Raw genomic sequence first — 26528 nt, forward strand, 5'->3', positions numbered from 1 at the left:
GCGCACTTGTCAGCAGGCTTTGGGGTTCGCATGCACATTTCATCCGGTCGCTGGGTCTACGGTCTGTTCCTGGCGCTGCTGACCGCGTTTCTGTGGGGCATCCTGCCGATCAAACTCAAACAGGTATTGCTGGTGATGGACCCGGTGACGGTGACCTGGTTTCGTCTGCTGGTGTCCGGCGGCTGTCTGTTCATCTATCTGGCGGCGGTAAAACGCCTGCCCAGCCGCAAAGTGCTCGGGCCCAAGGGCGGCTGGCTGGTGTTGATGGCGGTGCTCGGGTTGGTCGGCAACTATGTGTTGTATTTGATGGGCCTCAATCTGCTCAGCCCCGGCACCGCACAACTGGTGGTGCAAATGGGCCCGATCATGTTGCTGATCGCCAGTCTGTTCGTATTCAAGGAGCGTTTCAGCATTGGCCAGGGGATCGGGCTGGCGGTGCTGTTGATCGGTTTTGTACTGTTTTTCAATCAACGCCTGGCCGAGCTGCTGACGTCATTGTCGGACTACACCGCAGGGGTTTTGCTGGTGCTTTTGGCGTCGACGGTGTGGACCTTTTATGCGCTGGGCCAGAAGCAATTGCTGACGGTGTGGAATTCGTTGCAGGTGATGATGGTGATCTATCTGTTCTGCGCACTGTTGCTGACGCCGTGGGTGCATCCGCTTGAAGCGCTGAATCTGAGTCCGTTGCAGGGCTGGCTGCTACTGGCGTGCTGCATGAACACCTTGATTGCCTATGGCGCGTTCGCTGAAGCGCTGGCGCATTGGGAGGCATCGCGGGTCAGCGCGACATTAGCGATTACGCCGTTGGTGACGTTTGGCGCGGTGGCGATTGCGGCGGGGATCTGGCCGGAATACGTGCATGCCGAGCAGATCAATGGGTTGGGTTATGGCGGCGCGGTGCTGGTGGTGCTGGGGTCGGCGCTGGTGGCGTTGGGGCCATCGTTGATTGCCGGGTTGAAGGCGCGGCGGATGAAGGTGGCGGCCAGTTAAACCGCGTCGCTCCCATTCGCGAGCAGGCTCGCTCCCACAATTGACCGCGATCCCATGTCAGGAATGCGATCGAATGTGGGAGCGAGCTTGCTCGCGAAGACTGGCTTTCAGACGCTACAAAACTCAGCCCTTGGCGCCAGCCTCGATCATATTCTCCGGCCGCACCCACGCATCAAACTCTTCATCGGTCAGGTACCCCAGCGCCAACGCCGCCTCGCGCAAAGTCAGCCCTTCGCTGTAGGCCTTCTTGGCAATCTCCGCCGACTTGTCATAGCCGATATGCGGGTTCAACGCTGTCACCAGCATCAGCCCCCGTTCCAGGTGTCGGGCCATGACTTCGGCATCCGGCTCAAGCCCTGCGATGCAGTGTTGCTGGAAGTTGCTGCAACCGTCGGCAAGCAAGCGAATCGATTGCAGCAGGTTGTGGATGATCACCGGTTTGAACACGTTCAACTGCAAGTGACCCTGGCTGGCGGCAATGCCGATGGTCACGTCGTTGCCCAGTACCTGACAGGCGAGCATCGACAGCGCTTCGCACTGGGTCGGGTTGACCTTGCCCGGCATGATCGAACTGCCCGGCTCATTCGCCGGCAGCCGCACTTCGGCAAACCCCGCGCGGGGACCTGAGCCAAGCAGACGCAGGTCATTGGCGATTTTCATCAGTGCCACGGCGAGGGTTTTCAGCGCACCGGACAGGCTGGTCAGCGGTTCGTGGCCGGCGAGGGCGGCGAACTTGTTCGGCGCGGTGACGAAGGGCAGACCGGACAGTGCTGCCAGTTCTGCGGCAATCGCCTCACCGAAACCGTGCGGCGAATTCAGCCCGGTACCGACCGCGGTGCCGCCCTGGGCCAGTTCACACACCGCCGGCAGCGCGGCGCGGATTGCGCGCTCGGCGTAATCCAGCTGCGCGATGAACCCGGACAACTCCTGACCGAAGGTGATCGGCGTTGCGTCCATCATGTGCGTGCGCCCGGTTTTCACCAGTTTCATGTGCCGCGCCGCCAGTTCGGCCAAGCCGCCGGACAGCTCGGCAATCGCCGGCAGCAGTTGTTCCTGCACGGCTTGCGCGGTGGCGATGCTCATCGCAGTGGGGAAGCAGTCGTTGGAGCTTTGCGAGCGGTTGACATGATCGTTGGGGTGCACCGGCGTCTTGCCGCCGCGTGGATTGCCGGCCAGTTCGTTGGCGCGACCAGCGATGACTTCGTTGACGTTCATATTGCTCTGGGTACCGCTGCCGGTCTGCCAGACCACCAGCGGAAACTGGTCGTCGTGCTGGCCGTCGAGCACTTCATCGGCGGCCTGTTCGATCAGGCGGGCGATGTCGGCAGGCAGATCACCGTTGCGATCGTTGACGCGGGCGGCGGCTTTCTTGATCAGGGCCAAGGCATGCAGTACCGGCAGCGGCATGCGTTCCTGACCAATGGCGAAGTTGATCAGCGAGCGTTGCGTCTGAGCACCCCAGTAAGCGTCGTCCGGGACCTCGATCTGGCCCAGGCTGTCGGTTTCGATACGGCTCATCGTGCACACTCCTGTTGGTCTGTTTGCGCAGTTTAGGCCGGCTTCGGCCGTGGTGGTTCCATCGAGCCGATTGTTGACCGGTAAAACCCGGCCAATCAAGCGCGGCAAGGCTCGGGGGTTGAGCGACGAGGTTTTTTAGGCGCAGAATGGTCGCCCTTGGGGTTTTACCTCGCCTAGCTGAAAAGGAAACTCGATGACTCGTCTTCGTGCCATCTGCACCGCGGTTGCACTGGTTTGCGCCAGCGGCCAGGTGCTTGCCGATACCGCCAGCCACAACGCCAGTGCTGAAGCTTTCCTGACCCTGGCGCACGCTGACAAGCTGGGCACTCCGGTGTACATGCAAGTGCAGCAAATGTTCGCTCAGCGTTTCGAACAGACCAAAGCCCCGCAAACCAAGAAAGCCGTCCTGGAAACCTACCAGGCCAAGGCTAACGCCGCGCTGGACCAGGCCATTGGCTGGAACAAGCTGAAGCCGGACATGGTCAAGCTCTACACCACCAACTTCAGCGAATCCGAGCTGAAAGACCTGGTCGCGTTCTACCAGTCGCCACTGGGCAAGAAAGTCCTCGAAAAAATGCCGCAGCTGACCCAGCAATCGGCCCAGATGACCCAGGCCAAACTGGAAAGCGCCGTACCTGTCGTCAACAAGCTGCTCGACGACATGACCAAAGAGCTGGACCCGAAAGGCGCAGCTGCGCCGGCCAAGAAGAAGTAAGCGGAGTTCGTGATGACCATGCAACAACGCATCGAATCGACGCTGGCGCTGCTTCAGCCCGAACATCTGCAAGTGCTGGATGAAAGCCACATGCACAGTCGCGGGTTGCAGACGCACTTCAAGGCCGTGGTGGTCAGCGCGCAGTTCGACGGCCTGAACCGGGTCAAGCGCCACCAGAAAGTCTACGGCACGCTCGGCGAGCTGATGGGCGAGTTCCATGCGTTGGCGCTGCACACCTACACCCCGCAGGAATGGGCAGAGATCGACGCCGCCCCGGCGTCGCCGACCTGTGCCGGCGGCAGCAAGCATTAAGCTTCGGTTTTTTGCTAGAATCCGCAACGCGCCGCTCACCCGGCGCGTTTTTTTTTGAATCCGGTTCACCCTTTGCGAGGGTAGCCACCTGGAGAAATACCCATGACACAACCGATTGTCGTGGCGGCACTGTATAAGTTCGTCACCCTCGAAGATTACGTCAACCTGCGCGAGCCCCTGCTGCAAGCGATGGTCGACAACCAGATCAAAGGCACCCTGCTGATCGCCGAAGAAGGCATCAACGGCACGGTCTCCGGCAGCCGCGAAGGCATCGACGGCCTGCTCGCCTGGCTGAAGAACGACCCACGCATGATCGACATTGATCACAAAGAGTCGTACTGCGACGAGCAGCCGTTCTACCGCACCAAAGTCAAACTGAAGAAAGAGATCGTCACCCTCGGTGTCGAAGGCGTCGACCCGAACAAAAAGGTCGGCACCTACGTTGATCCGCAAGACTGGAACGCGTTGATCAGCGACCCCGAAGTGCTGTTGATCGATACGCGCAACGATTACGAAGTGTCGATTGGCACCTTCGAAGGCGCCATCGATCCGAAAACCACCAGTTTTCGCGAATTCCCCGACTACATCAAAGAACACTTCGATCCGGCCGTGCACAAGAAAGTCGCGATGTTCTGCACTGGTGGCATTCGCTGCGAAAAAGCCTCGAGCTACATGCTCGGTGAGGGCTTCGAAGAGGTTTACCACCTCAAGGGTGGCATCCTGAAGTACCTTGAAGAAGTGCCGCAGGAAGAAACCAAGTGGCAGGGCGACTGCTTCGTGTTCGACAACCGCGTGACCGTGCGTCACGACCTCAGCGAAGGCGACTACGATCAATGTCATGCCTGCCGCACACCGGTCAGTGTTGAAGATCGCGCCTCCGAACATTACGTCGCCGGCATCAGTTGCCCGCATTGCTGGGACAAGCTGAGCGAGAAGACCCGGCGCAGCGCCATCGATCGGCAGAAGCAGATCGAGCTGGCCAAGGCGCGCAACATGCCGCACCCGATCGGCTACAACTACAAGCAAGCATCCACCGAGGCTTAACCATGTCTGCACGCCTGCTCTATGTGATGGATCCGATGTGTTCGTGGTGCTGGGGTTTCGCTCCGGTGGCCAAGGCATTGGTCGAGCAGGCGCAAGCAGCCGGGGTCGAGCTGCATCTGGTGGTCGGTGGTTTGCGCACTGGCAGTGGCTCGGCGCTGGAGCCGACCACGCGTCGCTACATTCTTGAACACTGGCAAGCGGTCACCGAGGCCACCGGCCAGGCGTTCAAGTTCGACGGTGCGTTGCCCGACGGTTTTGTCTATGACACTGAGCCTGCCTGCCGCGCAATCGTCACGGCGCGCAGTCTGGCGCCGGATTGTGCGTGGACACTGGTCGGGCTGATCCAGCAGGCGTTTTACGCTGAAGGTCGCGATGTCACCCAGGCCAGCGTGCTGGTCGAGTTGGCAGAAAAGGCCGGCGTGCCGCGCATCGAATTCGCGGCGTTGTTCGATCATGCCGATCAACACAAAGCGACTCAGGCCGATTTCAGTTGGGTGCAGGATCTGGGCATCGCCGGTTTCCCGACCCTGCTGGCCGAGCGCAACGGCCAACTGGCGCTGCTGACCAACGGCTATCAACCGCTCAGCGAGCTGTCGCCATTGCTCGGCCGCTGGCTGGAACGCGCGGCCTGTGTCTGATCTGGCCGATGACACGCCAGCCGTAAAGCGTGTCGACCGGCTGAGCTGGGCAGAAGTCCGGCGACTGGCACTTACACACAAAAAATCCCTGTGGATCGCTAATGGCGTGGCCGTTCTGGCGACGCTGTGCAGCGTGCCGATTCCGTTGCTGCTGCCGTTACTGGTGGACGAAGTTCTGCTCGGCCACGGTGATTCCGCACTGAAGGTCATGAACCACATGCTGCCGGGCATGTGGCAACAAGCGGCGGGTTACATCGGCCTGATGCTGGTGGTCACCCTGACGTTGCGTTGCAGCGCCTTGTGTTTTGGCGTGTTGCAGGCGCGGCTGTTTGCGCGGCTGGCCAAGGACATCGTTTACCGCATCCGTGTGCGTCTGATTGAGCGGCTCAAGCGGATTTCCCTCGGCGAATACGAAAGCCTGGGCAGCGGCACAGTGACCACGCACCTGGTCACCGATCTGGATACCCTCGACAAATTCGTCGGCGAAACCCTCAGCCGATTTCTGGTGGCGATGCTGACACTGGTCGGCACGGCGAGCATCCTGATGTGGATGCACTGGAAACTGGCGCTGCTGATTCTGCTATTCAACCCGTTGGTGATCTACGCCACGGTGCAGTTGGGCAAGCGGGTCAAGCATCTGAAGAAACTCGAGAACGACAGCACCTCGCGTTTCACCCAGGCGTTGAGCGAAACCCTTGATGCGATTCAGGAAATCCGCGCCGGCAACCGTCAGGGCTTTTTCCTCGGGCGACTCGGGCTGCGCGCGCAGGAAGTGCGTAACTACGCGGTCAACTCGCAGTGGAAAACCGACGCTTCCAACCGCGCCAGCGGCTTGTTGTTTCAGTTCGGCATCGACATTTTCCGCGCGGCAGCGATGCTCACGGTGTTGTTCTCCGACTTGTCGATCGGCCAGATGCTCGCGGTGTTCAGTTATCTGTGGTTCATGATCGGCCCGGTCGAACAGCTGCTGAACCTGCAATACGCCTACTACGCGGCGGGCGGAGCGCTGGCGCGGATCAACGAACTGTTGGCGCGCGCCGACGAGCCGCAGTATCCGGGGGGTGTCGACCCGTTCAAGGGCCGTGAGACCGTCGGCATTCAGGTGCAAGGCCTGAGCTTCGGCTACGGCGATGAACTGGTCCTGGATCAATTGAATCTGTCGATCGCTCCCGGTGAGAAAGTCGCGATTGTCGGCGCCAGCGGCGGCGGTAAAAGCACCCTCGTACAGTTGCTGCTCGGGCTATATACACCACTGTCCGGGACCATCCGTTTCGGCGGCTCGAGCCAGCAGGAGATCGGTCTGGATACGGTGCGGGAAAACGTCGCCGTGGTGCTGCAACACCCGGCGTTGTTCAACGATACCGTGCGCGCCAACCTGACCATGGGCCGCACCCGCAGTGACGAAGCCTGCTGGCAGGCGCTGGAAATTGCTCAGCTCGAAACGACCATCCGCGCCTTGCCCAAGGGGCTGGACAGTATCGTCGGCCGCTCCGGCGTACGCCTTTCCGGCGGTCAGCGCCAGCGTCTGGCCATCGCGCGGATGATCCTCGCCGAGCCGAAAGTCGTCATCCTCGACGAAGCTACCTCGGCCCTCGACGCCGCCACCGAATACAACCTGCATCAGGCCATGGCGCGTTTCCTCAATGGCCGCACCACGCTGATCATCGCTCACCGACTGTCAGCGGTGAAGCAGGCTGATCGTGTGCTGGTGTTCGACGGTGGCCAGGTCGCCGAAGACGGCGATCATCAGCAGTTGATTGCCGATGGCGGCCTGTACGCCAAGCTCTATGGTCACCTGCAGCAGATCCAGCGCCCTTGAGTTTCGTGCGGGTTTCTGTGCTTAGTGCTTGAATTGCATTGAGTAAAATCACCTGAAGCGCTTCAACAGGCCAGCCATTTGCGCAATCGACCTAGAGGACGGCAGAGCTGTCCCTTTGATATGTCGAAAATTAGCCTAGTCTGAGCTGTCAGGAGCGGGATTTTCCGGTGTTCATCTGGCAGTGCTTGCGCAAGGGATCTCATGAAGCAAAAGCGGACTCTCGGAACGCCACGGTTGTTGGGCATCGTCTGGCCATTTATTGCCGTCGTGTTGTTTCAAGCGTTATTGGGGGGCGTGAGTCTCTACGTGCTGTCAGCCGTTCGCGGTTACGTCGCCGGCGAAAGCCTTTGGTCCAAAGGCCAGAAAGACGCGATCTACTACCTCAACCTGTACGCCGACAGCCGTGACGAGGCGATCTTCCATAAATATCAGGAGGCGATTGCCGTGCCGCAAGGCGGGCACCAGTTGCGCCTGGCGCTGGATCATCAGCCGCCGGATCTGACGGCGGCGCGTGAAGGTATTCTCAAGGGCGGCAACCATCCGGATGACGTCTCCAGCCTGATCTGGCTGTATCTCAACTTTCGTCATTTCAGTTACCTGGAAACCGCCATCGAGCGCTGGACGGTCGGGGATGCGTATCTGGTCGAGCTGGATGACGTGGCGCGGGAAATGCACCGCAGTATTTCGCAGAACATTGCCGGCAGCGCCGATATTCAGCGCTGGAAGGCACGGATTTTTGCCATCAACGATGGCGTCACCCCGGCAGCGAAGGCTTTCAGCGATGCCTTGGGCGAAGGCTCGCGGATGATCATGCGTCTGCTGCTGTTGACCAACCTGGCCACGGCGCTGGGGCTGATCGTGCTGGCCTTGTGGCGTACATACAAACTGCTCAAGCAGCGCCACGCTTTTGCCGAGGCGCTGCAACTGGAGAAGGATCGGGCGCACGTCACGTTGCATTCAATCGGTGATGGCGTCATCACCACTGATGTCAGCGGCGCCATCGATTACATGAACCCTGCCGCTGAAGCCATGACCCACTGGAAGGCTGAACAAGCCGCCGGCCTGCCGCTGGCCGCACTGTTCAATTTGCTCGACGACAACGCTCAGGCCGAAGGCCTGACGCTGATCGAGCACATTCTCAGCGGCAAACTCAGTGGCGGCAGCGAGCATTCGAAACTGATCCAGCGCCTCGATGGCACGACATTGTCGGTGACGCTGGTGGGTGCGCCGATCCGCAATGCCGGCAAGGTCAGCGGTACGGTGCTGGTGCTGCACGACATGACGCAGGAGCGGCAATACATCGCCAACCTGTCGTGGCAGGCAACCCATGACGCGCTGACCGGGCTGGCCAATCGTCGCGAGTTCGAATATCGCCTGGAGCAGGCGTTGCACAACCTCACGCGCCATTCCGGGCGACATGCCTTGATGTTCCTCGACCTCGATCAATTCAAACTGGTCAATGACACCTGTGGTCACGCTGCGGGCGATGAGTTGTTGCGGCATATTTGCACGCTGCTGCAATCGGGACTGCGTGAGGGCGATACGCTGGCGCGGCTCGGCGGTGATGAGTTCGGCATTCTGCTGGAGAACTGCGCACCGGAGGCAGCGGAGAAAATTGCCGACGCACTGCGCCAGACCGTGCAGAATCTGCATTTTGTCTGGAAAGGGCGGCCCTTCCTGACCACGGTAAGCATCGGCCTTGTGCATGTTGCGCAGACGCCGACCACGCTCGAGGCCTCACTGCGCGCTGCCGACATGGCCTGCTACATGGCCAAGGAAAAGGGCCGCAACCGCGTCCAGGTCTACCACGCCGACGATTCCGAGCTGTCGCTGCGCTTTGGTGAAATGGCCTGGGTACAACGTCTGCACATGGCGCTGGAAGAAGACCGCTTTTGTCTGTACGCCCAGGAAATAGCACCACTCAAGCCAAGTGACACCAAGGGCGGGCACATCGAAATTCTGTTGCGTCTGCACGACGAAGCGGGGCGAATGATTCTGCCTGACAGTTTCATTCCCGCGGCTGAACGTTATGGGCTGATGAGTCAGTTGGATCGTTGGGTAGTTCAGAACGTATTCAAGGTTATTGCTCAATGTATTGCGCAAGAACATGAAGGTCCTTTAGCAATGTGTGCGATTAATCTGTCAGGCATTACTATAGGAGATGACGCGTTTTTGCACTTTCTGCGTGAGCAGTTTGTTAACTACGCAATACCGCCTGAAATGATTTGTTTTGAAATTACAGAAACCAGTGCAATTGCAAATCTCGGCAGTGCAATAAGATTTATTAATGAACTCAAAGGCTTAGGTTGCTATTTTTCGTTAGATGATTTTTGCGCCGGAATGTCTTCATTCGCTTATCTGAAACATTTGCCTGTAGACTTCCTGAAGATCGACGGGAGTTTCGTAAAGGATATGCTGGACGACCCGATTAACCGCGCAATGGTCGAAGTGATCAATCACATCGGGCATGTCATGGGTAAGCAGACAATTGCCGAGTTTGTTGAAACAACCCAGATCGAGCAGGCATTGCTTGAAATTGGTGTGGATTACGCTCAAGGGTATGTTATAGAACGCCCACAGTTGTTTACCTGTGACAGTTTGCAAAGTCGGCCCGCCAGACCGCAACCGCTGTTATTCAAAGCGCCTGGCACGTTCCGTTGAAGTCTCTTGCCGATCCTTACAATCACAAATCAAAAGGAGCCGAACAGTGATCGACACATTCAACCGAACCGGACCACTCATGGAAGCTGCAAGTTATCCAGGCTGGGCTCAACAGCTCATTCAGGACTGCAGCGAGAGCAAGCGCCGGGTTGTCGAACATGAACTTTATCTGCGCATGCGTGATAACAAGCTCAGCGCCAGAACCATGCGTCAGTACCTGATCGGGGGCTGGCCGGTGGTTGAGCAATTCGCGTTGTACATGGCGCAGAATCTCACCAAAACCAGGTTTGCCCGTCACCCGGGCGAAGACATGGCGCGGCGCTGGCTGATGCGCAATATCCGCGTTGAACTCAATCACGCCGATTATTGGGTGCATTGGAGTCGTGCCCATGGCGTCAGTCTGGAAGACCTGCAAGCCCAGCACGTGCCGCCCGAATTGCATGCCTTGAGTCATTGGTGCTGGCACACCAGTTCAGCCGATTCACTGATTGTGGCCATCGCGGCCACCAACTACGCCATCGAAGGCGCGACCGGGGAGTGGTCGGCGCTGGTCTGCTCCACCGGCGTGTATGCCGCAGCGTTTCCCGAAGAGGATCGCAAGCGGGCGATGAAGTGGCTGAAGATGCATGCCCAGTACGACGATGCCCATCCGTGGGAGGCGCTGGAAATCATCTGCACCCTGGCCGGGATGAACCCGAGCAAGGCCTTGCAGGCTGAGTTGCGACAAGCAATCTGCAAGAGCTACGACTACATGTACCTGTTTCTGGAGCGCTGCATGCAACTGGAGACCTCGGAACGCTTGTTGGTCAACCGAGAGCGCAGGGCGGTAGTCGAGAGCTGATATTCGGCTTCACGCAAAACCAATGTGGGAGCGAGCCTGCTCGCGAAGGGGTCATGTCAGTCAGCATTGCTTTGACTGATTCGACGCTTTCGCGAGCAAGCTCGCTCCCACACTGTCTTGTGTCGCCTGAAAGGCCTTAGCCCGCCATCGCCAGGCGGTTACGACCCTCGCGCTTGGCCACATACAACGCACTGTCAGCGCGGCGCAGCAAACTATCGGCTGATTCGCCCGGCAACAAGGTCGAGCAGCCCAGGCTCACAGTCAGTTCGATCAACTGCCCATCCGCATAGTATTCAGCTGCCTGCGTCGCATACCGCAGCCGTTCACCGACCATTGCGGCCGCATCCCGGCCGGTATTGGACAGCAGCACCAGAAACTCTTCGCCACCGTAACGAAATACCATGTCGACGTTGCGCAACTGCGCCTTGATTGTCGCGGCGATGGCTTTAAGTACGTCATCGCCGGCGCTGTGGCCGTGGCTGTCGTTGACCCGTTTGAAGTGATCGATGTCGAGCATCAGCACCGAGAGCGGCTGCACATGCCGACGCGACATGTCGATCTCGCGCTGCAAGGTCTGCTCCATGGCGATGCGGTTACCGGCGCCGGTCAACGGATCACGCAGGGCGCTCTGCGTGGCGGCGCGGTAGAGCAGGGCATTGCGCATCGGGTACAGCAGCGACGACAACAGCGATTCAAGGTTGCCCTGATCCTGTTCGTTGAAGCGCTGGTTACGGCGGAATATCAGTTCGCCCATGTGCTCGCCTTCGTGGCTCAGGCTATAGCTGATCGAATGGTGACCGCGGGTACCGAATTCCAGGCGCAAATCACTGCCCTGGTGCACATAACTGAGCGCGTCCAGCGGCACGAGGCGCTGAACTTCGCGGAAAAACAGACCGAGGATGCGTTGCGGTTCAAGGCTGGTTTGCAGTTGCAGGCTCATTTGCTGGCGCAGTTGCGCCAGGCTGGCCGGTCGCTCCAGAAGGGGAGGCAGCTGACCAAAGCCCAGGCGTTGCAATTTGGCACTGTCAAAGTCAATTGCATTGGTCTGGGAGGGTGATTTCATATGGCGTGAACCCTTAGCGGTAAGTCCGTCTTACAGGCTGGGTGAGAGCGGCTATGGGCTGCGCGTCATACTGATCCATCAGTCCCGTAGGACGTTTGGCGTAAGTTTAGTCTGCCGGATGACGATTAGTAAGCTATCGAAATCGGCTTCGCCCCATTGCCTTCACGCGGCTTGTTTTGAGAAAAGTTAGAGCGAAAGTCGTGCCATTCGGTTCGGTTTTATTTAAACCGTTTGTAATCAATGGCTTGGCTTTTAAGGTGGGAGGTGGGTGCTGGAAATTTGACTGGATTGTGACGCTCTCGGGCGGCAAATGCATGCCGCGACAGGAATCTGCCGCGGCAACAATTGCGACGTATGGCAGTTATTGCGCGTTGAACGCCTGACCATTGATGCCAGTGCTGTCCGGACCCATCAGGTACAGGTAGACCGGCATGATCTCCTCCGGTGTCGGATTGTTCAGCGGGTTTTCCCCCGGGTAGGCCTGAGCACGCATGCTGGTGCGCGTACCGCCGGGGTTGATGCTGTTCGAGCGTACTGGCGCCACACCGTCGACTTCATCGGCCAGGGTTTGCATCAAACCTTCAGTGGCGAACTTCGATACGCCGTATGCACCCCAATAAGCTCGACCTTTGCGCCCGACGCTGCTGGACGTGAACACCACCGAGGCATCTTGGGACAGCTTGAGCAGCGGCAGCAGAGTGCTGGTCAGCATGAACATAGCGTTGACGTTGACCTGCATGACGCGCATGAAGTTTTCGCCGGACAACTGCTCGATCGGTGTGCGAGGACCGATGATCGAAGCGTTGTGCAGCAAACCGTCGAGGTGGCCGAATTCGCTCTCGATCATTGCGGCCAGCTCATCGTACTGATGGGGCAGGGCGGTTTCGAGGTTGAACGGAATCACCGCCGGCTGAGGGTGGCCTGCCGCTTCGATTTCGTCATAGACCTGCGTCAGATTGGCTTCAGTCTTGCCCAGCAGCAATACCGTAGCGCCATGAGCGGCGTAGGTTTTCGCGGCGGCCGCGCCGATGCCACGACCGGCACCGGTGACCAGAATGACCCGATCCTTGAGCAATTCGGGACGAGCGGAGTAATCAAACATAAAAACCTCACAATCCATTAGTAGCTAAAAGATCGTCCGAACGCGGCCCGAACCTGCGGCAGCTCCTACAGATAATCACTGTCCTGTAGGAGCCGCCGCAGGCTGCGATCTTTTGACTTTGATCAGCAACTGCAAAGCGCGCTATCGAGCACCTTGCGCAACTCCGACGGATGATCCACCACCACATCCGCACCCCAGTGCCGCGGGTTGTCGTCCGGGTGGATGTAGCCGAACGTCACCGCCGCGGTTTTCGTACCGGCATCGCGGCCGGATTCGATATCGCGCAGATCATCGCCCACAAACAGCACCGTCGCCGGATCCAGATCAAGCATCTTGCACGCAAGGATCAACGGCTCCGGATCCGGTTTGCTGTTCTTCACATGATCCGGGCAGATCAGCAGTGCCGAGCGCTCGGCCAGCCCCAATTGCTGCATGATCGGCTCGGCAAAGCGCAGCGGCTTGTTGGTCACCACGCCCCAGATCAGGTTGGCCTTCTCGATGTCGGCGAGCAGTTCGCCCATGCCGTCGAACAGCTTGCTGTGTACCGCGCAGCCGACCAGATAGCGCTCGAGGAATTCCAGGCGCAGCTCCTCGAAGCCTGGCGACTCCGGGTCCATCGAGAACGTCACTGCGACCATGGCCTTGGCGCCACCGGAGATCTCGTCGCGGATGTGCTTGTCGTTCATTGGCGGCAAACCACGGTCAGCGCGCATTGCCTGGCAGATGGCGATGAAGTCCGGCGCCGTGTCGAGCAGGGTGCCGTCCATGTCGAAGAGAACTGCTCTGATGGCCATCGGCTTATTCCTCGCGCAGGGTCTGGATCATGTAGTTGACGTCAACGTCGTTGGCCAGCTTGTAGTGCTTGGTCAGCGGGTTGTAGGTCAGGCCGATGATATCCTTGACGGTCAGGCCGGCCATGCGGCTCCAGGCGCCGAGCTCGGACGGGCGGATGAATTTCTTGAAGTCATGGGTGCCGCGCGGCAGCAGCTTCATGATGTATTCAGCGCCGATGATGGCGAACAGGTACGCCTTCGGGTTGCGGTTGATGGTCGAGAAGAACACCTGGCCGCCGGGCTTGACCATGCGGAAGCAGGCGCGGATGACCGAGGATGGATCCGGAACGTGCTCGAGCATTTCCAGGCAAGTCACCACGTCGAACTGCTCGGGCATTTCTTCGGCCAGGGCTTCGGCGGTGATCTGGCGGTATTCGACGCTGACGCCGGATTCCAGCTGATGCAGTTGCGCGACCGCCAGCGGCGCTTCGCCCATGTCGATGCCCATCACGGTGGCGCCACGCTGGGCCATGGCTTCGCTGAGAATGCCGCCGCCGCAACCGACGTCGAGGACTTTCTTGCCGGCCAGATTGACACGTTCGTCGATCCAGTTGACCCGCAGCGGGTTGATGTCGTGCAACGGTTTGAATTCGCTTTCACGGTCCCACCAGCGATGGGCCAGGGCTTCGAATTTTGCGATTTCGGCGTGATCGACGTTGCTCATGTTAAATCCTCTGAAACTTGAAAAAAGGCTGTAGCCCCGGCATTTGCGCCGGGGTGTTTACGATTCGGTGTGTCCGCTGATGCGCTGGCCCCAGGCTCGGGCGGTGGTGCCCAGTTGCTCTTCGTCCAATCGCGTCAGGCGGCGGTCTTCGAGCAGTTGCTTGCCGGCGACCCACAGATGTTTCACGCAGTCGCGACCAGTGGCATAGATAAGCTGCGAAACCGGGTCATACACCGGTTGTTGCGCCAGGCCGGACAGGTCGAAAGCGACGATGTCGGCGGCTTTGCCGATTTCCAGTGAGCCGACCTGCGCTTCGATCCCCAGTGCGCGCGCGCCATTCAATGTGGCCATGCGCAGCGCCCTATGGGCGTCCAGCGCGGTTGCGGAGCCGGCGACGGCTTTGGCCAGCAGGGCAGCGGTGCGGGTTTCGCCCAGCAGGTCCAGATCGTTATTGCTGGCAGCGCCATCGGTGCCAACGGCTACGTTGACGCCAGCCTGCCACAAACGCTCAACCGGGCAGAAGCCGCTGGCCAGCTTGAGGTTGGATTCCGGGCAGTGGATCACGCTGGTGTTGCTTTCTACCAGCAACGCCAGGTCGTCATCGCTGATCTGGGTCATGTGCACGGCCTGGAAGCGCGGGCCGAGCAGGCCGAGACGACCAAGGCGAGCGAGCGGACGTTCGCCGTGTTGCTCCAGTGCTTGCTGGACTTCGAACGCCGTTTCGTGGACATGCATGTGGATCGCTGCGTCCAGCTCCTCGGCAATCACGCGGATTTTCTCGAGATTCTCGTCGCCGACGGTGTACGGTGCATGAGGGCCGAACGTGATCTTGATGCGGTCGTGATGCTTCAGGTCGCCGAACAGCTCGACACCCTGACGAATGGCTTCATCGGCGCTCGCGGCGCCGGGAATCGGAAAGTCGAGGATCGGAATCGCGATCTGCGCGCGAATGCCACTGTTGTGCACGCGCTCGCTGGCGACTTTCGGGAAGAAATACATGTCCGAAAAACAGGTGATGCCACCCTTGATCTGCTCGGCGATGGCCAGATCGGTGCCATCACGGACAAAATCTTCGCTGACCCATTTCGCTTCGGCCGGCCAGATGTGGTTTTCCAGCCAGGTCATCAGTGGCAGATCGTCGGCCAGCCCACGGAACAGGGTCATCGCCGCGTGGCCGTGGGCATTGATCAGGCCGGGGGCGAGTAGCACATCCGGCAGTTCGCGAACTTCAGTGGCGTTACACTTCAATGCTTCGGCGCGCGGGCCGATAAACACGATGCGACCGTCGCGGATGCCCAGGCCGTGCTCTTTGAGCACAACGCCTGCAGGTTCGACGGGTACCAGCCAGGTCGGCAGCAATAATAAGTCGAGCGCAATGGCAGGTTTCGGCATCGAGGGTCGGTTCCAGTGCTTTTGTAAAGGATGGCGAAGTATACCCGAGCGTCTTCGCGGGGGGATCGCTATAATCGGCGGCTTTTGTTCATGAGTGCGGGGTGTAGGATGCGCGATCGACTGTTGGCTGCGGAAAAAGTGAAGGCCATCGATTGGCGTGACGGCGCGCTGCACCTGCTGGATCAGCGTATTTTGCCGTTCGAGGAAACCTGGATCGCCTACACCAGCGCCGCTGGCGTGGCTGAAGCGATTCGCTCGATGGTGGTGCGTGGCGCGCCGGCCATTGGCATCAGTTCGGCGTATGGCGTCGTCCTCGCGGCCCGTGCGCGGATCGCCGAAGGTGGCGACTGGTACGCGGCGCTGGAAGAGGATTTTGCCTTGCTGGCCGATTCCCGTCCGACGGCGGTCAATCTGTTCTGGGCGCTCGGTCGCATGCACGATCGCCTCGATCGCCTGAAAGAGAATGCCGATCCGCTGGCGGCACTGGAGGCCGAAGCCATCGCCATCCACGAAAGCGACCGTGAAGCCAACCTGACCATGGCGCAGCTTGGTGTTGATCTGATCCGCAAGCATCAGGGCAATGCTCAGGCGATTTTGACCCACTGCAATACTGGCGCGCTGGCCACCGGTGGTTTCGGCACGGCGCTGGGGGTGATTCGCGCAGCCTTTATTGAAGGCATGGTCGAGCGCGTTTACGCCGATGAAACCCGGCCGTGGCTGCAGGGCTCACGTCTGACTGCGTGGGAACTGGCCAACGAAGGCATTCCGGTGACCCTGAATGCCGACTCCGCCGCTGCGCACATCATGAAAACCAAGGGGGTGACCTGGGTGATCGTCGGCGCTGACCGCATCACCGCCAACGGTGACGTGGCGAACAAGATCGGCACCTATCAACTGGCGGTCAACGCCATGCACCACGGCGTGCGCTTCATGGTGGTGGCGCCAAGTTCGACCATCGATATGAACCTGGCCAGCGGTGACGATATTCCGATCGAGGAGCGTGACGGCGCCGAGTTGCTGGAAGTCGGCGGCAAGCGCGTCGGCGCCGATGTTGAGGCGTTCAACCCGGTGTTTGACGTGACCCCGGCGGACCTGATCGACGCGATCGTCACCGAAAAGGGCATCGTCGAGCGCCCGGACACCGCGAAAATGGCCCAGTTGATGTGCCGCAAGCGCCTGCATTGATTGGCTTGATGTCTGCGTCGTCCTCTTCGCGAGCAGGCTCGCTCCCACAGATTTTGTGATCACCACAGAACAATGTGGGAGCGAGCCTGCTCGCGAAGGGGCCTTAAAAGTCAATAAACATCCCCAAACCAAGCCTAAAATCTGCATTCAAAGAAGCTCTGAGCTTCTCTCGTCCCCGTTAAGCCTGTCACCGGTCAACTAACTATGCTCCATGCGCATCAGGGGGATAGGTGCGTGGCGGCCTTTGTGATAACATCCGGCGTTTTCCGAGGCAGCTCCACGGAGCTGTCTTTACTGCGCAAATCCGCGATCCAATGTTGATTTGTCGTAAGTCGGCGCATGGCACTCGGCCTGCCCCGACGAGCTTCGTTGCTCCCACATGGATATGACGAAGTTTCACCAGAAAAAGGAATCAGGCTTCTCATGGGCGAACTGGCCAAAGAAATCCTCCCGGTCAATATCGAAGACGAGCTGAAACAGTCCTACCTCGACTACGCGATGAGCGTGATCGTCGGCCGTGCACTGCCGGATGCGCGCGATGGCCTCAAGCCCGTGCACCGTCGCGTACTGTTCGCGATGAGCGAGCTGGGCAACGACTTCAACAAGCCGTACAAGAAATCTGCCCGTGTTGTCGGCGACGTGATCGGTAAGTATCACCCGCACGGTGATACTGCGGTGTACGACACCATCGTTCGTATGGCTCAGCCTTTCTCCCTGCGCTACCTGCTGGTAGACGGTCAGGGCAACTTCGGTTCGGTCGACGGCGACAACGCTGCGGCCATGCGATACACCGAAGTGCGCATGACCAAGCTGGCGCACGAGCTGCTGGCCGACCTGCACAAAGAAACCGTGGACTGGGTGCCGAACTACGACGGCACCGAAATGATCCCGGCGGTCATGCCGACCCGTATCCCCAACCTGCTGGTCAACGGCTCCAGCGGTATCGCCGTGGGCATGGCGACCAACATTCCGCCGCACAACCTCGGTGAAGTCATCGACGGTTGCCTGGCGCTCATCGACAACCCTGAGCTGACCGTCGATGAACTGATGCAATACATCCCCGGTCCGGACTTTCCGACCGCCGCGATCATCAACGGTCGCGCCGGCATCATCGAAGCCTACCGCACCGGTCGCGGGCGTATTTACATGCGTGCGCGTTCTATCATTGAAGACATCGACAAGGTCGGTGGCCGTCAGCAGATCGTCATCACCGAACTCCCTTACCAGCTGAACAAGGCGCGTCTGATCGAGAAGATCGCCGAGCTGGTCAAAGAGAAGAAGCTGGAAGGCATCACCGAACTGCGCGACGAGTCCGACAAAGACGGTATGCGCGTCGTGATCGAACTGCGTCGCGGCGAAGTGCCTGAGGTGATCCTCAACAACCTCTACGCCCAGACCCAACTGCAATCGGTATTCGGCATCAACATCGTTGCGCTGATCGACGGCCGCCCACGCATCCTGAACCTCAAGGATCTGCTGGAAGCCTTCGTCCGTCACCGTCGCGAAGTGGTTACCCGCCGTACCGTGTTCGAACTGCGCAAGGCGCGCGAGCGCGGGCACATTCTCGAAGGTCAGGCCGTTGCCCTTTCGAACATCGACCCGGTAATTGCCCTGATCAAGGCTTCGCCGACGCCGTCGGAAGCAAAAGAAGCACTGGTCAGCACGCCGTGGGAATCCTCGGCGGTGGTGGCGATGGTTGAGCGTGCCGGTGCCGATTCGTGCCGTCCGGAAAACCTCGACCCGCAATACGGTCTGCGCGAAGGCAAGTACTTCCTGTCGCCAGAACAGGCGCAAGCCATTCTGGAACTGCGTCTGCACCGTCTGACCGGTCTGGAACACGAAAAACTGCTGGCCGAGTATCAAGAGATCCTCAACCAGATCGGCGAGCTGATCCGCATTCTCAACAGCGCCGTGCGCCTGATGGAAGTGATCCGCGAAGAGCTGGAAGTGATCCGCGCCGAATACGGCGATCAGCGTCGCACCGAAATTCTCGATGCCCGTCTCGACCTGACCCTGGGTGACATGATCCCGGAAGAAGAGCGCGTCGTGACCATCTCCCACGGTGGCTATGCCAAGACCCAGCCATTGGCTGCGTACCAGGCTCAGCGTCGTGGCGGTAAAGGCAAATCGGCCACCGGCGTCAAGGATGAGGATTACATCGCTCACCTGCTGGTTGCCAACAGCCACACCACGCTGCTGCTGTTCTCCAGCAAGGGCAAGGTGTACTGGCTCAAGACCTACGAGATTCCGGAAGCGTCCCGCGCCGCCCGTGGTCGTCCGCTGGTCAACCTGTTGCCGTTGAGCGAGGGTGAATACATCACCACCATGCTGCCGGTCGATCTCGAAGCCATGAAGCGTCAGGCTGATGAAGAAGAAGCCGAAGGCGCTGAAGCTGATGTAGAAGAGATCGAAAACAGCAACGAGACTGATGAAGAGCGTCGCGCTCGCATCAAAGCTGCTGACCGCAAGAAAGCACCGTTCATCTTCATGTCGACCGCCAACGGTACCGTGAAGAAGACTCCGCTGGTGGCTTTCAGCCGTCAGCGCAGCGTGGGTCTGATCGCGCTGGAGCTGGACGAAGGCGACATCCTGATCTCTGCTGCCATCACCGATGGCGAACAGGAAATCATGCTGTTCTCCGACGGCGGCAAGGTCACTCGCTTCAAGGAATCCGAAGTTCGCGCCATGGGCCGTACCGCCCGCGGTGTGCGTGGTATGCGTCTGCCGGAAGGGCAGAAGCTGATCTCCATGCTGATTCCGGAAGAAGGCAGCGAGATTCTCACCGCTTCCGAGCGCGGCTACGGCAAGCGCACGGCCATCACCGAGTTCCCTGAATACAAGCGTGGCGGTCAGGGCGTTATCGCCATGGTCAGCAACGAGCGTAACGGCCGTCTGGTCGGCGCGGTTCAGGTGCAGGATGGTGAAGAAATCATGCTGATCTCCGATCAGGGCACTCTGGTGCGTACCCGTGTCGACGAAGTGTCGAGCCTGGGCCGTAACACTCAGGGCGTGACGCTGATCAAGCTGGCCAAGGATGAAACCCTGGTCGGGCTGGAGCGGGTTCAGGAGCCTTCGGAAGTTGAAGGTGAAGAGCTTGAAGGTGAAGAGGGCGAGGAATTCGAAGGCAGCGTCGTGATCGACGATGCTGGCGAAGACCAGCAACTCGACGCCGCAGCAGACGAAGAACCGCAAGAATAAGCGGACAAACGAGGGGGCGGATGAGAATTCGCCCCCTTGTTATTTGTCCGGTATGAAATTTCGACATCATGGATATCCCCTGTGGGAGCGAGCCTGCTCGCGAATGCAGGCGCTGCGGTACCTCTGACGCACCGCGGTGATGCATTCGCGAGCAGGCTCGCTCCCACAGGGCCGTGTTGATCGGTAGTGTGATTTATTGCGTGATACCACCAAATCAGAGCGAGATTGGATGTGAGCAAGCGAGCCTATAACTTCTGCGCCGGTCCTGCGGCGCTTCCTGAAGCTGTCCTGCAACGTGCCCAGGGTGAACTCCTTGATTGGCATGGCAAGGGTCTGTCGGTCATGGAAATGAGCCATCGCAGCGATGAGTTCGTGTCCATTGCCACCCAGGCCGAGCAGGATCTGCGTGACCTGCTGAATATCCCGTCGAACTATAAAGTGCTGTTTCTGCAAGGTGGCGCCAGCCAGCAATTTGCGCAGATCCCACTGAACCTGCTGCCTGAAGGCGGCTCTGCTGACTATATCGACACAGGTATCTGGTCGCAGAAAGCCATTGAAGAAGCTTCGCGCTACGGCCACGTCAACGTCGCCGCCACTGCCAAGCCTTACGACTATTTCGCCATTCCGGGCCAGAACGAGTGGAACCTGTCGAAAGACGCCGCTTACGTTCACTACGCGCCTAACGAAACCATCGGCGGTCTGGAATTCCAGTGGATTCCTGAAGTCGGTGATGTACCGCTGGTGGCCGACATGTCTTCGGACATCCTCTCGCGCCCGGTCGATATCTCGCGTTTTGGCATGATTTACGCCGGCGCACAGAAGAACATCGGCCCGAGCGGTATTGTGGTCAACATCATCCGCGAAGACCTGCTCGGCAAGGCGCGCGCGCTGTGCCCGACCATGCTCAACTACAAAGTCGCGGCCGATAACGGCTCGATGTACAACACCCCGCCGACTCTGGCCTGGTACCTGTCCGGTCTGGTGTTCCAGTGGCTGAAAGAGCAGGGTGGCGTTGAAGCGATCGCCAAGCTCAACGACGTCAAACAGCGCACGCTGTACGACTTCATCGACGCCAGTGGCCTCTACAGCAACCCGATCAATAAGTCGGATCGCTCGTGGATGAACGTGCCGTTCCGTCTGGCTGACGATCGTCTGGACAAGCCATTCCTGGTCGGTGCTGACGAGCGTGGTCTGCTCAATCTGAAGGGCCACCGCTCCGTGGGCGGCATGCGCGCCTCCATCTACAACGCCGTCGACATCACTGCGGTTAACGCGCTGGTGGCGTACATGGCTGAATTCGAGAAGGAACACGGCTGATGTCCGAGCAAGAACTCAAGGCACTGCGCGTTCGCATTGACGCTCTGGACACTAAAGTCATGGAGTTGATCAGTGAGCGTGCGCGTTGCGCCCAGGAAGTCGCGCGAGTAAAGATGGCCTCGCTGGCCGAAGGCGAAGTGCCGGTGTTCTATCGTCCTGAGCGCGAAGCTCAGGTGCTCAAGCGGGTGATGGAGCGCAATCAGGGGCCGCTGGGCAACGAAGAGATGGCGCGGTTGTTCCGTGAAATCATGTCGTCGTGCCTGGCGCTGGAGCAGCCGCTGAAAGTGGCTTATCTCGGTCCTGAGGGCACCTTCACCCAAGCCGCAGCGATGAAACACTTCGGTCACGCGGTGATCAGCAAGCCGATGGCGGCGATCGACGAAGTGTTCCGTGAAGTGGCCGCCGGTGCAGTGAATTTTGGCGTTGTGCCGGTGGAGAACTCCACCGAAGGCGCGGTAAATCACACGCTGGACAGCTTCCTCGAACACGACATGGTCATCTGTGGCGAAGTTGAGCTGCGTATTCACCATCACCTGTTGGTCGGTGAAAACACCAAGACTGACAGCATCAGCCGCATCTATTCCCACGCACAGTCGCTGGCCCAGTGCCGCAAGTGGCTGGACGCGCATTACCCGAATGTCGAGCGCGTGGCGGTATCCAGCAACGCCGAAGCGGCCAAGCGGGTTAAAGGCGAATGGAACTCGGCGGCGATCGCCGGTGACATGGCGGCAGGGCTGTATGGCTTGACCCGTCTGGCCGAGAAGATCGAAGACCGTCCGGACAACTCGACGCGCTTCCTGATGATCGGTAACCAGGAAGTGCCGCCGACCGGCGACGACAAGACCTCGATCATCGTGTCGATGAGCAACAAGCCCGGCGCGCTCCATGAGCTGCTGGTGCCGTTCCATGACAACGGGATCGACCTCACCCGTATCGAAACCCGTCCGTCGCGCAGCGGCAAATGGACCTATGTGTTCTTCATCGACTTCGTCGGCCATCACCGCGATCCGTTGATCAAAGGTGTATTGGAAAAGATCAGTCAGGAAGCAGTAGCACTCAAAGTGCTGGGTTCCTACCCGAAAGCAGTTCTCTAAGGGGCGGTAGCAAATGAGTGGCAACTTCCTCGCTCTGGCACAGCCGGGCGTGCAACAACTTTCGCCGTACGTTCCAGGCAAGCCTGTGGACGAACTGGCGCGCGAGCTGGATCTGGATCCGGCCAAAATCGTCAAGCTGGCGAGCAACGAAAATCCGCTGGGTGCCAGTCCGAAAGCCTTGGCGGCGATCCGCGAAGAGCTGGCTGAGTTGACTCGTTACCCGGACGGCAATGGTTTCGCACTGAAATCCCTGCTGGCCGAGCAATGCCGCGTCGAGCTGAACCAGGTCACTCTGGGTAATGGTTCCAACGACATTCTTGAGCTGGTCGCGCGTGCCTATCTGGCGCCGGGCCTCAATGCGGTGTTCAGTGAGCACGCTTTCGCTGTGTACCCGATTGCTACTCAAGCGGTCGGTGCTCAGGCCAAAGTGGTTCCGGCCAAGGATTGGGGGCATGACCTGCCTGCGATGCTCGCCGCTATCGATGCCAATACGCGCGTGGTGTTCATCGCCAACCCGAACAACCCGACCGGGACCTGGTTCGGCGCAGAAGCGCTGGACGAGTTCCTGCAGGATGTTCCGGAGCATGTGCTGGTGGTGCTGGACGAGGCTTACATCGAGTACGCCGAAGGCAGTGATCTGCCGGACGGTCTGGATTTCCTCGCCGCGTATCCGAACCTGCTGGTGTCGCGCACTTTCTCCAAGGCTTATGGTCTGGCTGCATTGCGCGTCGGCTATGGTCTGTCGACTCCGGTTGTTGCTGACGTGCTGAACCGCGTTCGCCAGCCATTCAACGTCAACAGCCTCGCTTTGGCGGCGGCTTGTGCTGCGTTGAAAGACGAAGAGTATTTGGCGCAAAGCCGTCAACTCAACGAGGCGGGCATGCAACAACTGCAGGCTGGTTTCCGTGAGCTGGGCCTGAGCTGGATCGAGTCCAAAGGCAATTTCATCTGCGTCGATCTCGCTCAAGTTGCGGCCCCGGTGTTTCAGGGCTTGCTGCGCGAAGGCGTGATCGTGCGTCCGGTGGCCAACTACGGCATGCCGAACCACCTGCGGGTGACCATCGGTCTGCCGGCGGAAAACAGCCGCTTCCTCGAAGCGCTGCGCAAGGTTCTGGCTCGTGGGTGATGTCACTGCACTGCAATCTGCTGCACCTATGATCGGTCGCCTTGTGGTGGTCGGTCTGGGGTTGATCGGTGGTTCGTTTGCCAAAGGCTTGCGTGAAAGCGGTATCTGCCGCGAAGTGGTCGGGGTCGATCTCGATCCGCAATCGCGCAAGCTCGCGGTCGAGTTGGGTGTGGTTGATCGTTGTGAGGATGACTTGGCAGCTGCATGCCAAGGCGCTGATGTGATTCAACTGGCGGTGCCGATCTTGGCCATGGAAAAAGTGCTCGCGCGGTTGGCGAGCATGGATCTGGGGCAGGCGATTCTGACCGATGTCGGCAGCGCCAAAGGCAATGTGGTGCGCGCGGCAACCGAAGCGTTCGGTGGTATGCCGGCGCGTTTCGTGCCGGGGCATCCGATTGCCGGTTCCGAGCAGAGCGGGGTGGAAGCCTCCAATGCCGAGCTGTTCCGTCGTCACAAAGTGATTCTCACGCCGCTTGAGCAAACCGATCCGGCTGCGCTGGCTGTGGTTGATCGTCTGTGGCGCGAATTGGGCGCCGACGTCGAGCACATGCAGGTCGAGCGTCACGATGAGGTGCTGGCCGCGACCAGTCATCTACCGCACCTGCTGGCCTTCGGTCTGGTCGATTCATTGGCCAAGCGCAATGAAAATCTTGAGATCTTCCGTTACGCTGCGGGCGGTTTCCGCGATTTCACAAGAATCGCCGGAAGCGACCCGGTGATGTGGCACGACATCTTTCTCGCCAACCGCGAAGCTGTCCTGCGCACACTCGATACATTTCGCAGCGACCTCGACGCCTTGCGCGACGCGGTCGATGCAGGGGATGGGCACCAATTGTTGGGCGTTTTCACGCGCGCCCGGGTTGCCCGCGAGCATTTCAGTAAAATCCTGGCCCGCAGGGCCTATGTGGACGCTATGAATTCCAACGATCTGATCTTCCTGGCTCAACCTGGTGGCCGCCTGTCCGGTCGGATTCGCGTACCGGGTGACAAATCCATTTCCCACCGTTCGATCATGCTCGGCTCGCTGGCCGAAGGCGTCACCGAAGTCGAAGGCTTCCTCGAGGGCGAAGACGCCCTGGCGACCCTGCAGGCATTTCGCGATATGGGCGTGGTCATCGAAGGCCCGCACCACGGCCGCGTGACCATCCACGGTGTCGGCCTGCACGGCCTGAAACCTGCGCCGGGCCCGATCTATCTGGGCAACTCCGGTACCTCGATGCGTCTGCTCTCCGGCTTGCTGGCGGCGCAGAACTTCGACAGCGTTTTGACTGGCGATGCCTCGCTGTCCAAGCGTCCGATGAATCGCGTGGCCAATCCGCTGCGTGAAATGGGCGCCGTGATTGAAACTGCTGCTGAAGGTCGTCCGCCGATGACCATTCGTGGCGGGCACAAGCTTAAAGGCCTGACCTATACCATGCCGATGGCCAGTGCGCAGGTGAAGTCCTGCCTGCTGCTTGCCGGTCTGTACGCTGAAGGCAAAACCACCGTGACCGAGCCGGCGCCGACTCGCGATCACACCGAGCGCATGCTGCGCGGTTTCGGCTATCCGGTAAGTGTTGAAGGCGCTACGGCTTCGGTTGAGTCTGGCGGCAAGCTGACTGCAACTCACATTGAAGTGCCGGGCGACATCTCTTCGTCGGCGTTCTTCCTCGTAGCGGCTTCGATCGCTGAAGGTTCGGAGCTGGTGCTGGAGCACGTCGGCATCAACCCGACCCGTACCGGCGTTATCGACATACTGCGTCTGATGGGCGCGGACATCACTCTGGAGAACCAGCGTGAAGTTGGCGGCGAGCCGGTCGCTGACCTTCGCGTGCGGGCAGCTAAACTCAAGGGTATCGAGATTCCGGAAGAGCTGGTCCCGTTGGCTATCGACGAATTCCCGGTGCTGTTCGTCGCTGCGGCCTGTGCCGAAGGGCGTACCGTGCTGACTGGCGCTGAAGAGCTGCGGGTCAAGGAATCGGATCGTATCCAGGTGATGGCGGACGGTCTGTTGGCGCTGGGCGTGAAATGCCAGCCGACCCCGGACGGCATCATCATCGACGGCGGCCAGATCGGTGGCGGCGAAGTGCATGGTCATGGCGACCACCGTATCGCGATGGCATTCAGTGTGGCCTCGCTGCGCGCTACCGCACCGATCCGCATCCATGATTGCGCCAACGTCGCGACGTCGTTCCCGAACTTCCTCGCGCTGTGCGGGCAGGTCGGTATTCGTGTGGCACAAGAGGCTCAGTCGTGAAAAACATTGCACCGGTCATCACCATCGATGGGCCAAGCGGCTCGGGCAAGGGCACCGTGGCCGGGATTCTGGCCAAGCGTCTGGGCTGGAACCTGCTGGATTCCGGTGCGCTTTACCGTTTGCTCGCCTTTGCTGCGCACAACCATGGTGTCGACCTGACCAATGAAGAGCTGCTGAAGAAACTCGCCGCTCATCTGGATGTGCAGTTCATTGCGGCGACCGAAGGTCAGTTGCAACGGATCATTCTGGAAGGCGATGAAGTCAGCGATGTCATTCGCACCGAAAGCGTCGGTTCCGGCGCTTCGCAAGTGGCTGCATTGCCTGCCGTGCGCGAGGCGCTGCTGCAACGCCAGCGCGCTTTTCAGGAAGCGCCGGGTCTGGTGGCCGACGGTCGCGACATGGGCACGGTGGTTTTTCCGGATGCGCCGCTGAAGATTTTCCTGACCGCCAGTGCCGAGGAGCGGGCGCGCCGTCGATATTTGCAGTTGAAGGGCAAAGTCGAGGGTGTTAGTCTGTCGAGTCTGCTAGATGAGATCCGTGCACGCGACGAGCGTGACACCCAGCGAGCGGTAGCCCCGCTTAAGCCGGCGGCTGACGCCATACAGCTGGATTCCACGGAGTTGTCCATCGATCAGGTGCTTGAACGCATCATGAGCGAGATCGCCATTCGCGATATCGCCGGGTGACCAAGAAGGCCACAGGGGACCAGTCATAGTCCTGCGGCGCTTCTTCTATATGAAACTAACCCACACCGTCTGGGGTGTGGAGATGGGCGTATCC

21 protein-coding genes are annotated in these 26528 nt (G+C 59.7%); 15 read left to right on the top strand and 6 right to left on the bottom strand.

Annotated elements, in window-relative coordinates:
- The first annotated feature begins 30 nt into the window (after positions 1 to 30).
- Complete coding sequence (locus F8N44_RS17485) at positions 31 to 990, top strand: DMT family transporter (RefSeq protein WP_127929297.1); 960 nt, start codon at positions 31 to 33, stop codon at positions 988 to 990.
- A gap of 123 nt (positions 991 to 1113) precedes the next feature.
- On the opposite strand, the gene F8N44_RS17490 is transcribed toward F8N44_RS17485, so the two are convergent.
- Positions 1114 to 2508, bottom strand: a complete 1395-nt coding sequence (locus tag F8N44_RS17490; RefSeq protein WP_007908383.1) for a class II fumarate hydratase — start codon at positions 2506 to 2508, stop codon at positions 1114 to 1116.
- 193 nt (positions 2509 to 2701) lie between these two features.
- On the opposite strand from F8N44_RS17490, the gene F8N44_RS17495 reads away from it, so the two are divergent.
- The 7 genes from F8N44_RS17495 to F8N44_RS17525 all read left to right on the top strand — a co-directional run bounded on the left by F8N44_RS17495 (position 2702) and on the right by F8N44_RS17525 (position 10538).
- Positions 2702 to 3223 carry a DUF2059 domain-containing protein gene (locus F8N44_RS17495; RefSeq protein ID WP_150651157.1) on the top strand — a complete coding sequence of 174 codons (522 nt, stop codon included), beginning with the start codon at positions 2702 to 2704 and terminating at the stop codon, positions 3221 to 3223.
- A 12-nt stretch (positions 3224 to 3235) separates the two neighbouring features.
- Positions 3236 to 3535: a BolA family protein gene (locus F8N44_RS17500; protein WP_064120325.1), complete on the top strand. Its 300-nt coding sequence runs from the start codon at positions 3236 to 3238 to the stop codon at positions 3533 to 3535.
- A 102-nt stretch (positions 3536 to 3637) separates the two neighbouring features.
- A complete protein-coding gene (locus F8N44_RS17505) occupies positions 3638 to 4579 on the top strand; it encodes a rhodanese-related sulfurtransferase (protein ID WP_150651158.1) in 942 nt (313 codons plus the stop codon).
- 35 nt (positions 4580 to 4614) lie between these two features.
- Entirely contained in the window at positions 4615 to 5217 is a 603-nt protein-coding gene (locus tag F8N44_RS17510) for a DsbA family protein (RefSeq protein WP_176091762.1), read from the top strand.
- Entirely contained in the window at positions 5210 to 7036 is a 1827-nt protein-coding gene (locus tag F8N44_RS17515; protein WP_150651159.1) for an ABC transporter ATP-binding protein, read from the top strand. The genes F8N44_RS17510 and F8N44_RS17515 overlap by 8 nt, the downstream gene beginning before the upstream one ends.
- A gap of 201 nt (positions 7037 to 7237) precedes the next feature.
- On the top strand, positions 7238 to 9697 hold the full coding sequence (locus F8N44_RS17520; RefSeq protein WP_150651160.1) for an EAL domain-containing protein: 2460 nt from the start codon (positions 7238 to 7240) through the stop codon (positions 9695 to 9697).
- Positions 9698 to 9776: 79 nt separating this feature from the next.
- Complete coding sequence (locus F8N44_RS17525; RefSeq protein WP_412071517.1) at positions 9777 to 10538, top strand: TenA family transcriptional regulator; 762 nt, start codon at positions 9777 to 9779, stop codon at positions 10536 to 10538.
- A 136-nt stretch (positions 10539 to 10674) separates the two neighbouring features.
- Here the strand turns inward: F8N44_RS17525 and F8N44_RS17530 are convergent, their stop codons facing one another.
- From F8N44_RS17530 to F8N44_RS17550, 5 genes are all read right to left on the bottom strand, one after another.
- Complete coding sequence (locus F8N44_RS17530; protein WP_150651162.1) at positions 10675 to 11601, bottom strand: GGDEF domain-containing protein; 927 nt, start codon at positions 11599 to 11601, stop codon at positions 10675 to 10677.
- A 361-nt stretch (positions 11602 to 11962) separates the two neighbouring features.
- Positions 11963 to 12703: a YciK family oxidoreductase gene (locus F8N44_RS17535; RefSeq protein WP_085710824.1), complete on the bottom strand. Its 741-nt coding sequence runs from the start codon at positions 12701 to 12703 to the stop codon at positions 11963 to 11965.
- A 122-nt stretch (positions 12704 to 12825) separates the two neighbouring features.
- Positions 12826 to 13497 (bottom strand): N-acetylmuramic acid 6-phosphate phosphatase MupP, encoded by a 672-nt coding sequence (gene mupP / locus F8N44_RS17540; RefSeq protein ID WP_127929289.1) that lies wholly within the window; start codon positions 13495 to 13497, stop codon positions 12826 to 12828.
- 4 nt (positions 13498 to 13501) lie between these two features.
- A complete protein-coding gene (gene ubiG, locus F8N44_RS17545) occupies positions 13502 to 14200 on the bottom strand; it encodes a bifunctional 2-polyprenyl-6-hydroxyphenol methylase/3-demethylubiquinol 3-O-methyltransferase UbiG (RefSeq protein ID WP_007908399.1) in 699 nt (232 codons plus the stop codon).
- 57 nt (positions 14201 to 14257) lie between these two features.
- Complete coding sequence (locus tag F8N44_RS17550) at positions 14258 to 15592, bottom strand: TRZ/ATZ family hydrolase (protein ID WP_150651163.1); 1335 nt, start codon at positions 15590 to 15592, stop codon at positions 14258 to 14260.
- A gap of 108 nt (positions 15593 to 15700) precedes the next feature.
- On the opposite strand from F8N44_RS17550, the gene mtnA reads away from it, so the two are divergent.
- The 7 genes from mtnA (at position 15701) to cmk (ending at position 26434) form a co-directional block, all read left to right on the top strand.
- Positions 15701 to 16777 (top strand): S-methyl-5-thioribose-1-phosphate isomerase, encoded by a 1077-nt coding sequence (mtnA, locus tag F8N44_RS17555; RefSeq protein WP_150651164.1) that lies wholly within the window; start codon positions 15701 to 15703, stop codon positions 16775 to 16777.
- A 423-nt stretch (positions 16778 to 17200) separates the two neighbouring features.
- Entirely contained in the window at positions 17201 to 19975 is a 2775-nt protein-coding gene (gyrA, locus tag F8N44_RS17560; RefSeq protein ID WP_127929287.1) for a DNA gyrase subunit A, read from the top strand.
- A gap of 231 nt (positions 19976 to 20206) precedes the next feature.
- The gene (serC, locus tag F8N44_RS17565) at positions 20207 to 21292 is read left to right on the top strand and encodes a 3-phosphoserine/phosphohydroxythreonine transaminase (RefSeq protein WP_150651165.1); all 1086 of its coding nucleotides are present in this window, start codon (positions 20207 to 20209) and stop codon (positions 21290 to 21292) included.
- Positions 21292 to 22386: a prephenate dehydratase gene (gene pheA, locus F8N44_RS17570; RefSeq protein ID WP_007908404.1), complete on the top strand. Its 1095-nt coding sequence runs from the start codon at positions 21292 to 21294 to the stop codon at positions 22384 to 22386. Before serC ends, pheA begins: the two co-directional genes overlap by 1 nt.
- A gap of 13 nt (positions 22387 to 22399) precedes the next feature.
- On the top strand, positions 22400 to 23512 hold the full coding sequence (gene hisC, locus F8N44_RS17575; RefSeq protein ID WP_016986958.1) for a histidinol-phosphate transaminase: 1113 nt from the start codon (positions 22400 to 22402) through the stop codon (positions 23510 to 23512).
- 28 nt (positions 23513 to 23540) lie between these two features.
- Complete coding sequence (locus tag F8N44_RS17580; RefSeq protein ID WP_258014160.1) at positions 23541 to 25748, top strand: bifunctional prephenate dehydrogenase/3-phosphoshikimate 1-carboxyvinyltransferase; 2208 nt, start codon at positions 23541 to 23543, stop codon at positions 25746 to 25748.
- Positions 25745 to 26434: a (d)CMP kinase gene (gene cmk, locus F8N44_RS17585; protein WP_064391442.1), complete on the top strand. Its 690-nt coding sequence runs from the start codon at positions 25745 to 25747 to the stop codon at positions 26432 to 26434. Before F8N44_RS17580 ends, cmk begins: the two co-directional genes overlap by 4 nt.
- The last annotated feature ends 94 nt before the right edge of the window (positions 26435 to 26528 follow it).

The sequence above is a fragment of the Pseudomonas fluorescens genome, from assembly GCF_902497745.1.
Lineage (GTDB): Bacteria > Pseudomonadota > Gammaproteobacteria > Pseudomonadales > Pseudomonadaceae > Aquipseudomonas > Aquipseudomonas fluorescens_BM.

Coding starts and splice junctions, on each gene's coding strand:
- F8N44_RS17485 (WP_127929297.1), top strand. CDS start 31: ATGCACATTTCATCCGGTCGCTGGGTCTACGGTCTGTTCCTGGCGCTG.
- F8N44_RS17490 (WP_007908383.1), bottom strand. CDS start 2,508: ATGAGCCGTATCGAAACCGACAGCCTGGGCCAGATCGAGGTCCCGGAC.
- F8N44_RS17495 (WP_150651157.1), top strand. CDS start 2,702: ATGACTCGTCTTCGTGCCATCTGCACCGCGGTTGCACTGGTTTGCGCC.
- F8N44_RS17500 (WP_064120325.1), top strand. CDS start 3,236: ATGACCATGCAACAACGCATCGAATCGACGCTGGCGCTGCTTCAGCCC.
- F8N44_RS17505 (WP_150651158.1), top strand. CDS start 3,638: ATGACACAACCGATTGTCGTGGCGGCACTGTATAAGTTCGTCACCCTC.
- F8N44_RS17510 (WP_176091762.1), top strand. CDS start 4,615: ATGTGTTCGTGGTGCTGGGGTTTCGCTCCGGTGGCCAAGGCATTGGTC.
- F8N44_RS17520 (WP_150651160.1), top strand. CDS start 7,238: ATGAAGCAAAAGCGGACTCTCGGAACGCCACGGTTGTTGGGCATCGTC.
- F8N44_RS17525 (WP_412071517.1), top strand. CDS start 9,777: ATGGAAGCTGCAAGTTATCCAGGCTGGGCTCAACAGCTCATTCAGGAC.
- F8N44_RS17530 (WP_150651162.1), bottom strand. CDS start 11,601: ATGAAATCACCCTCCCAGACCAATGCAATTGACTTTGACAGTGCCAAA.
- F8N44_RS17535 (WP_085710824.1), bottom strand. CDS start 12,703: ATGTTTGATTACTCCGCTCGTCCCGAATTGCTCAAGGATCGGGTCATT.
- mupP (WP_127929289.1), bottom strand. CDS start 13,497: ATGGCCATCAGAGCAGTTCTCTTCGACATGGACGGCACCCTGCTCGAC.
- ubiG (WP_007908399.1), bottom strand. CDS start 14,200: ATGAGCAACGTCGATCACGCCGAAATCGCAAAATTCGAAGCCCTGGCC.
- F8N44_RS17550 (WP_150651163.1), bottom strand. CDS start 15,592: ATGCCGAAACCTGCCATTGCGCTCGACTTATTATTGCTGCCGACCTGG.
- mtnA (WP_150651164.1), top strand. CDS start 15,701: ATGCGCGATCGACTGTTGGCTGCGGAAAAAGTGAAGGCCATCGATTGG.
- gyrA (WP_127929287.1), top strand. CDS start 17,201: ATGGGCGAACTGGCCAAAGAAATCCTCCCGGTCAATATCGAAGACGAG.
- pheA (WP_007908404.1), top strand. CDS start 21,292: ATGTCCGAGCAAGAACTCAAGGCACTGCGCGTTCGCATTGACGCTCTG.
- hisC (WP_016986958.1), top strand. CDS start 22,400: ATGAGTGGCAACTTCCTCGCTCTGGCACAGCCGGGCGTGCAACAACTT.
- F8N44_RS17580 (WP_258014160.1), top strand. CDS start 23,541: ATGATCGGTCGCCTTGTGGTGGTCGGTCTGGGGTTGATCGGTGGTTCG.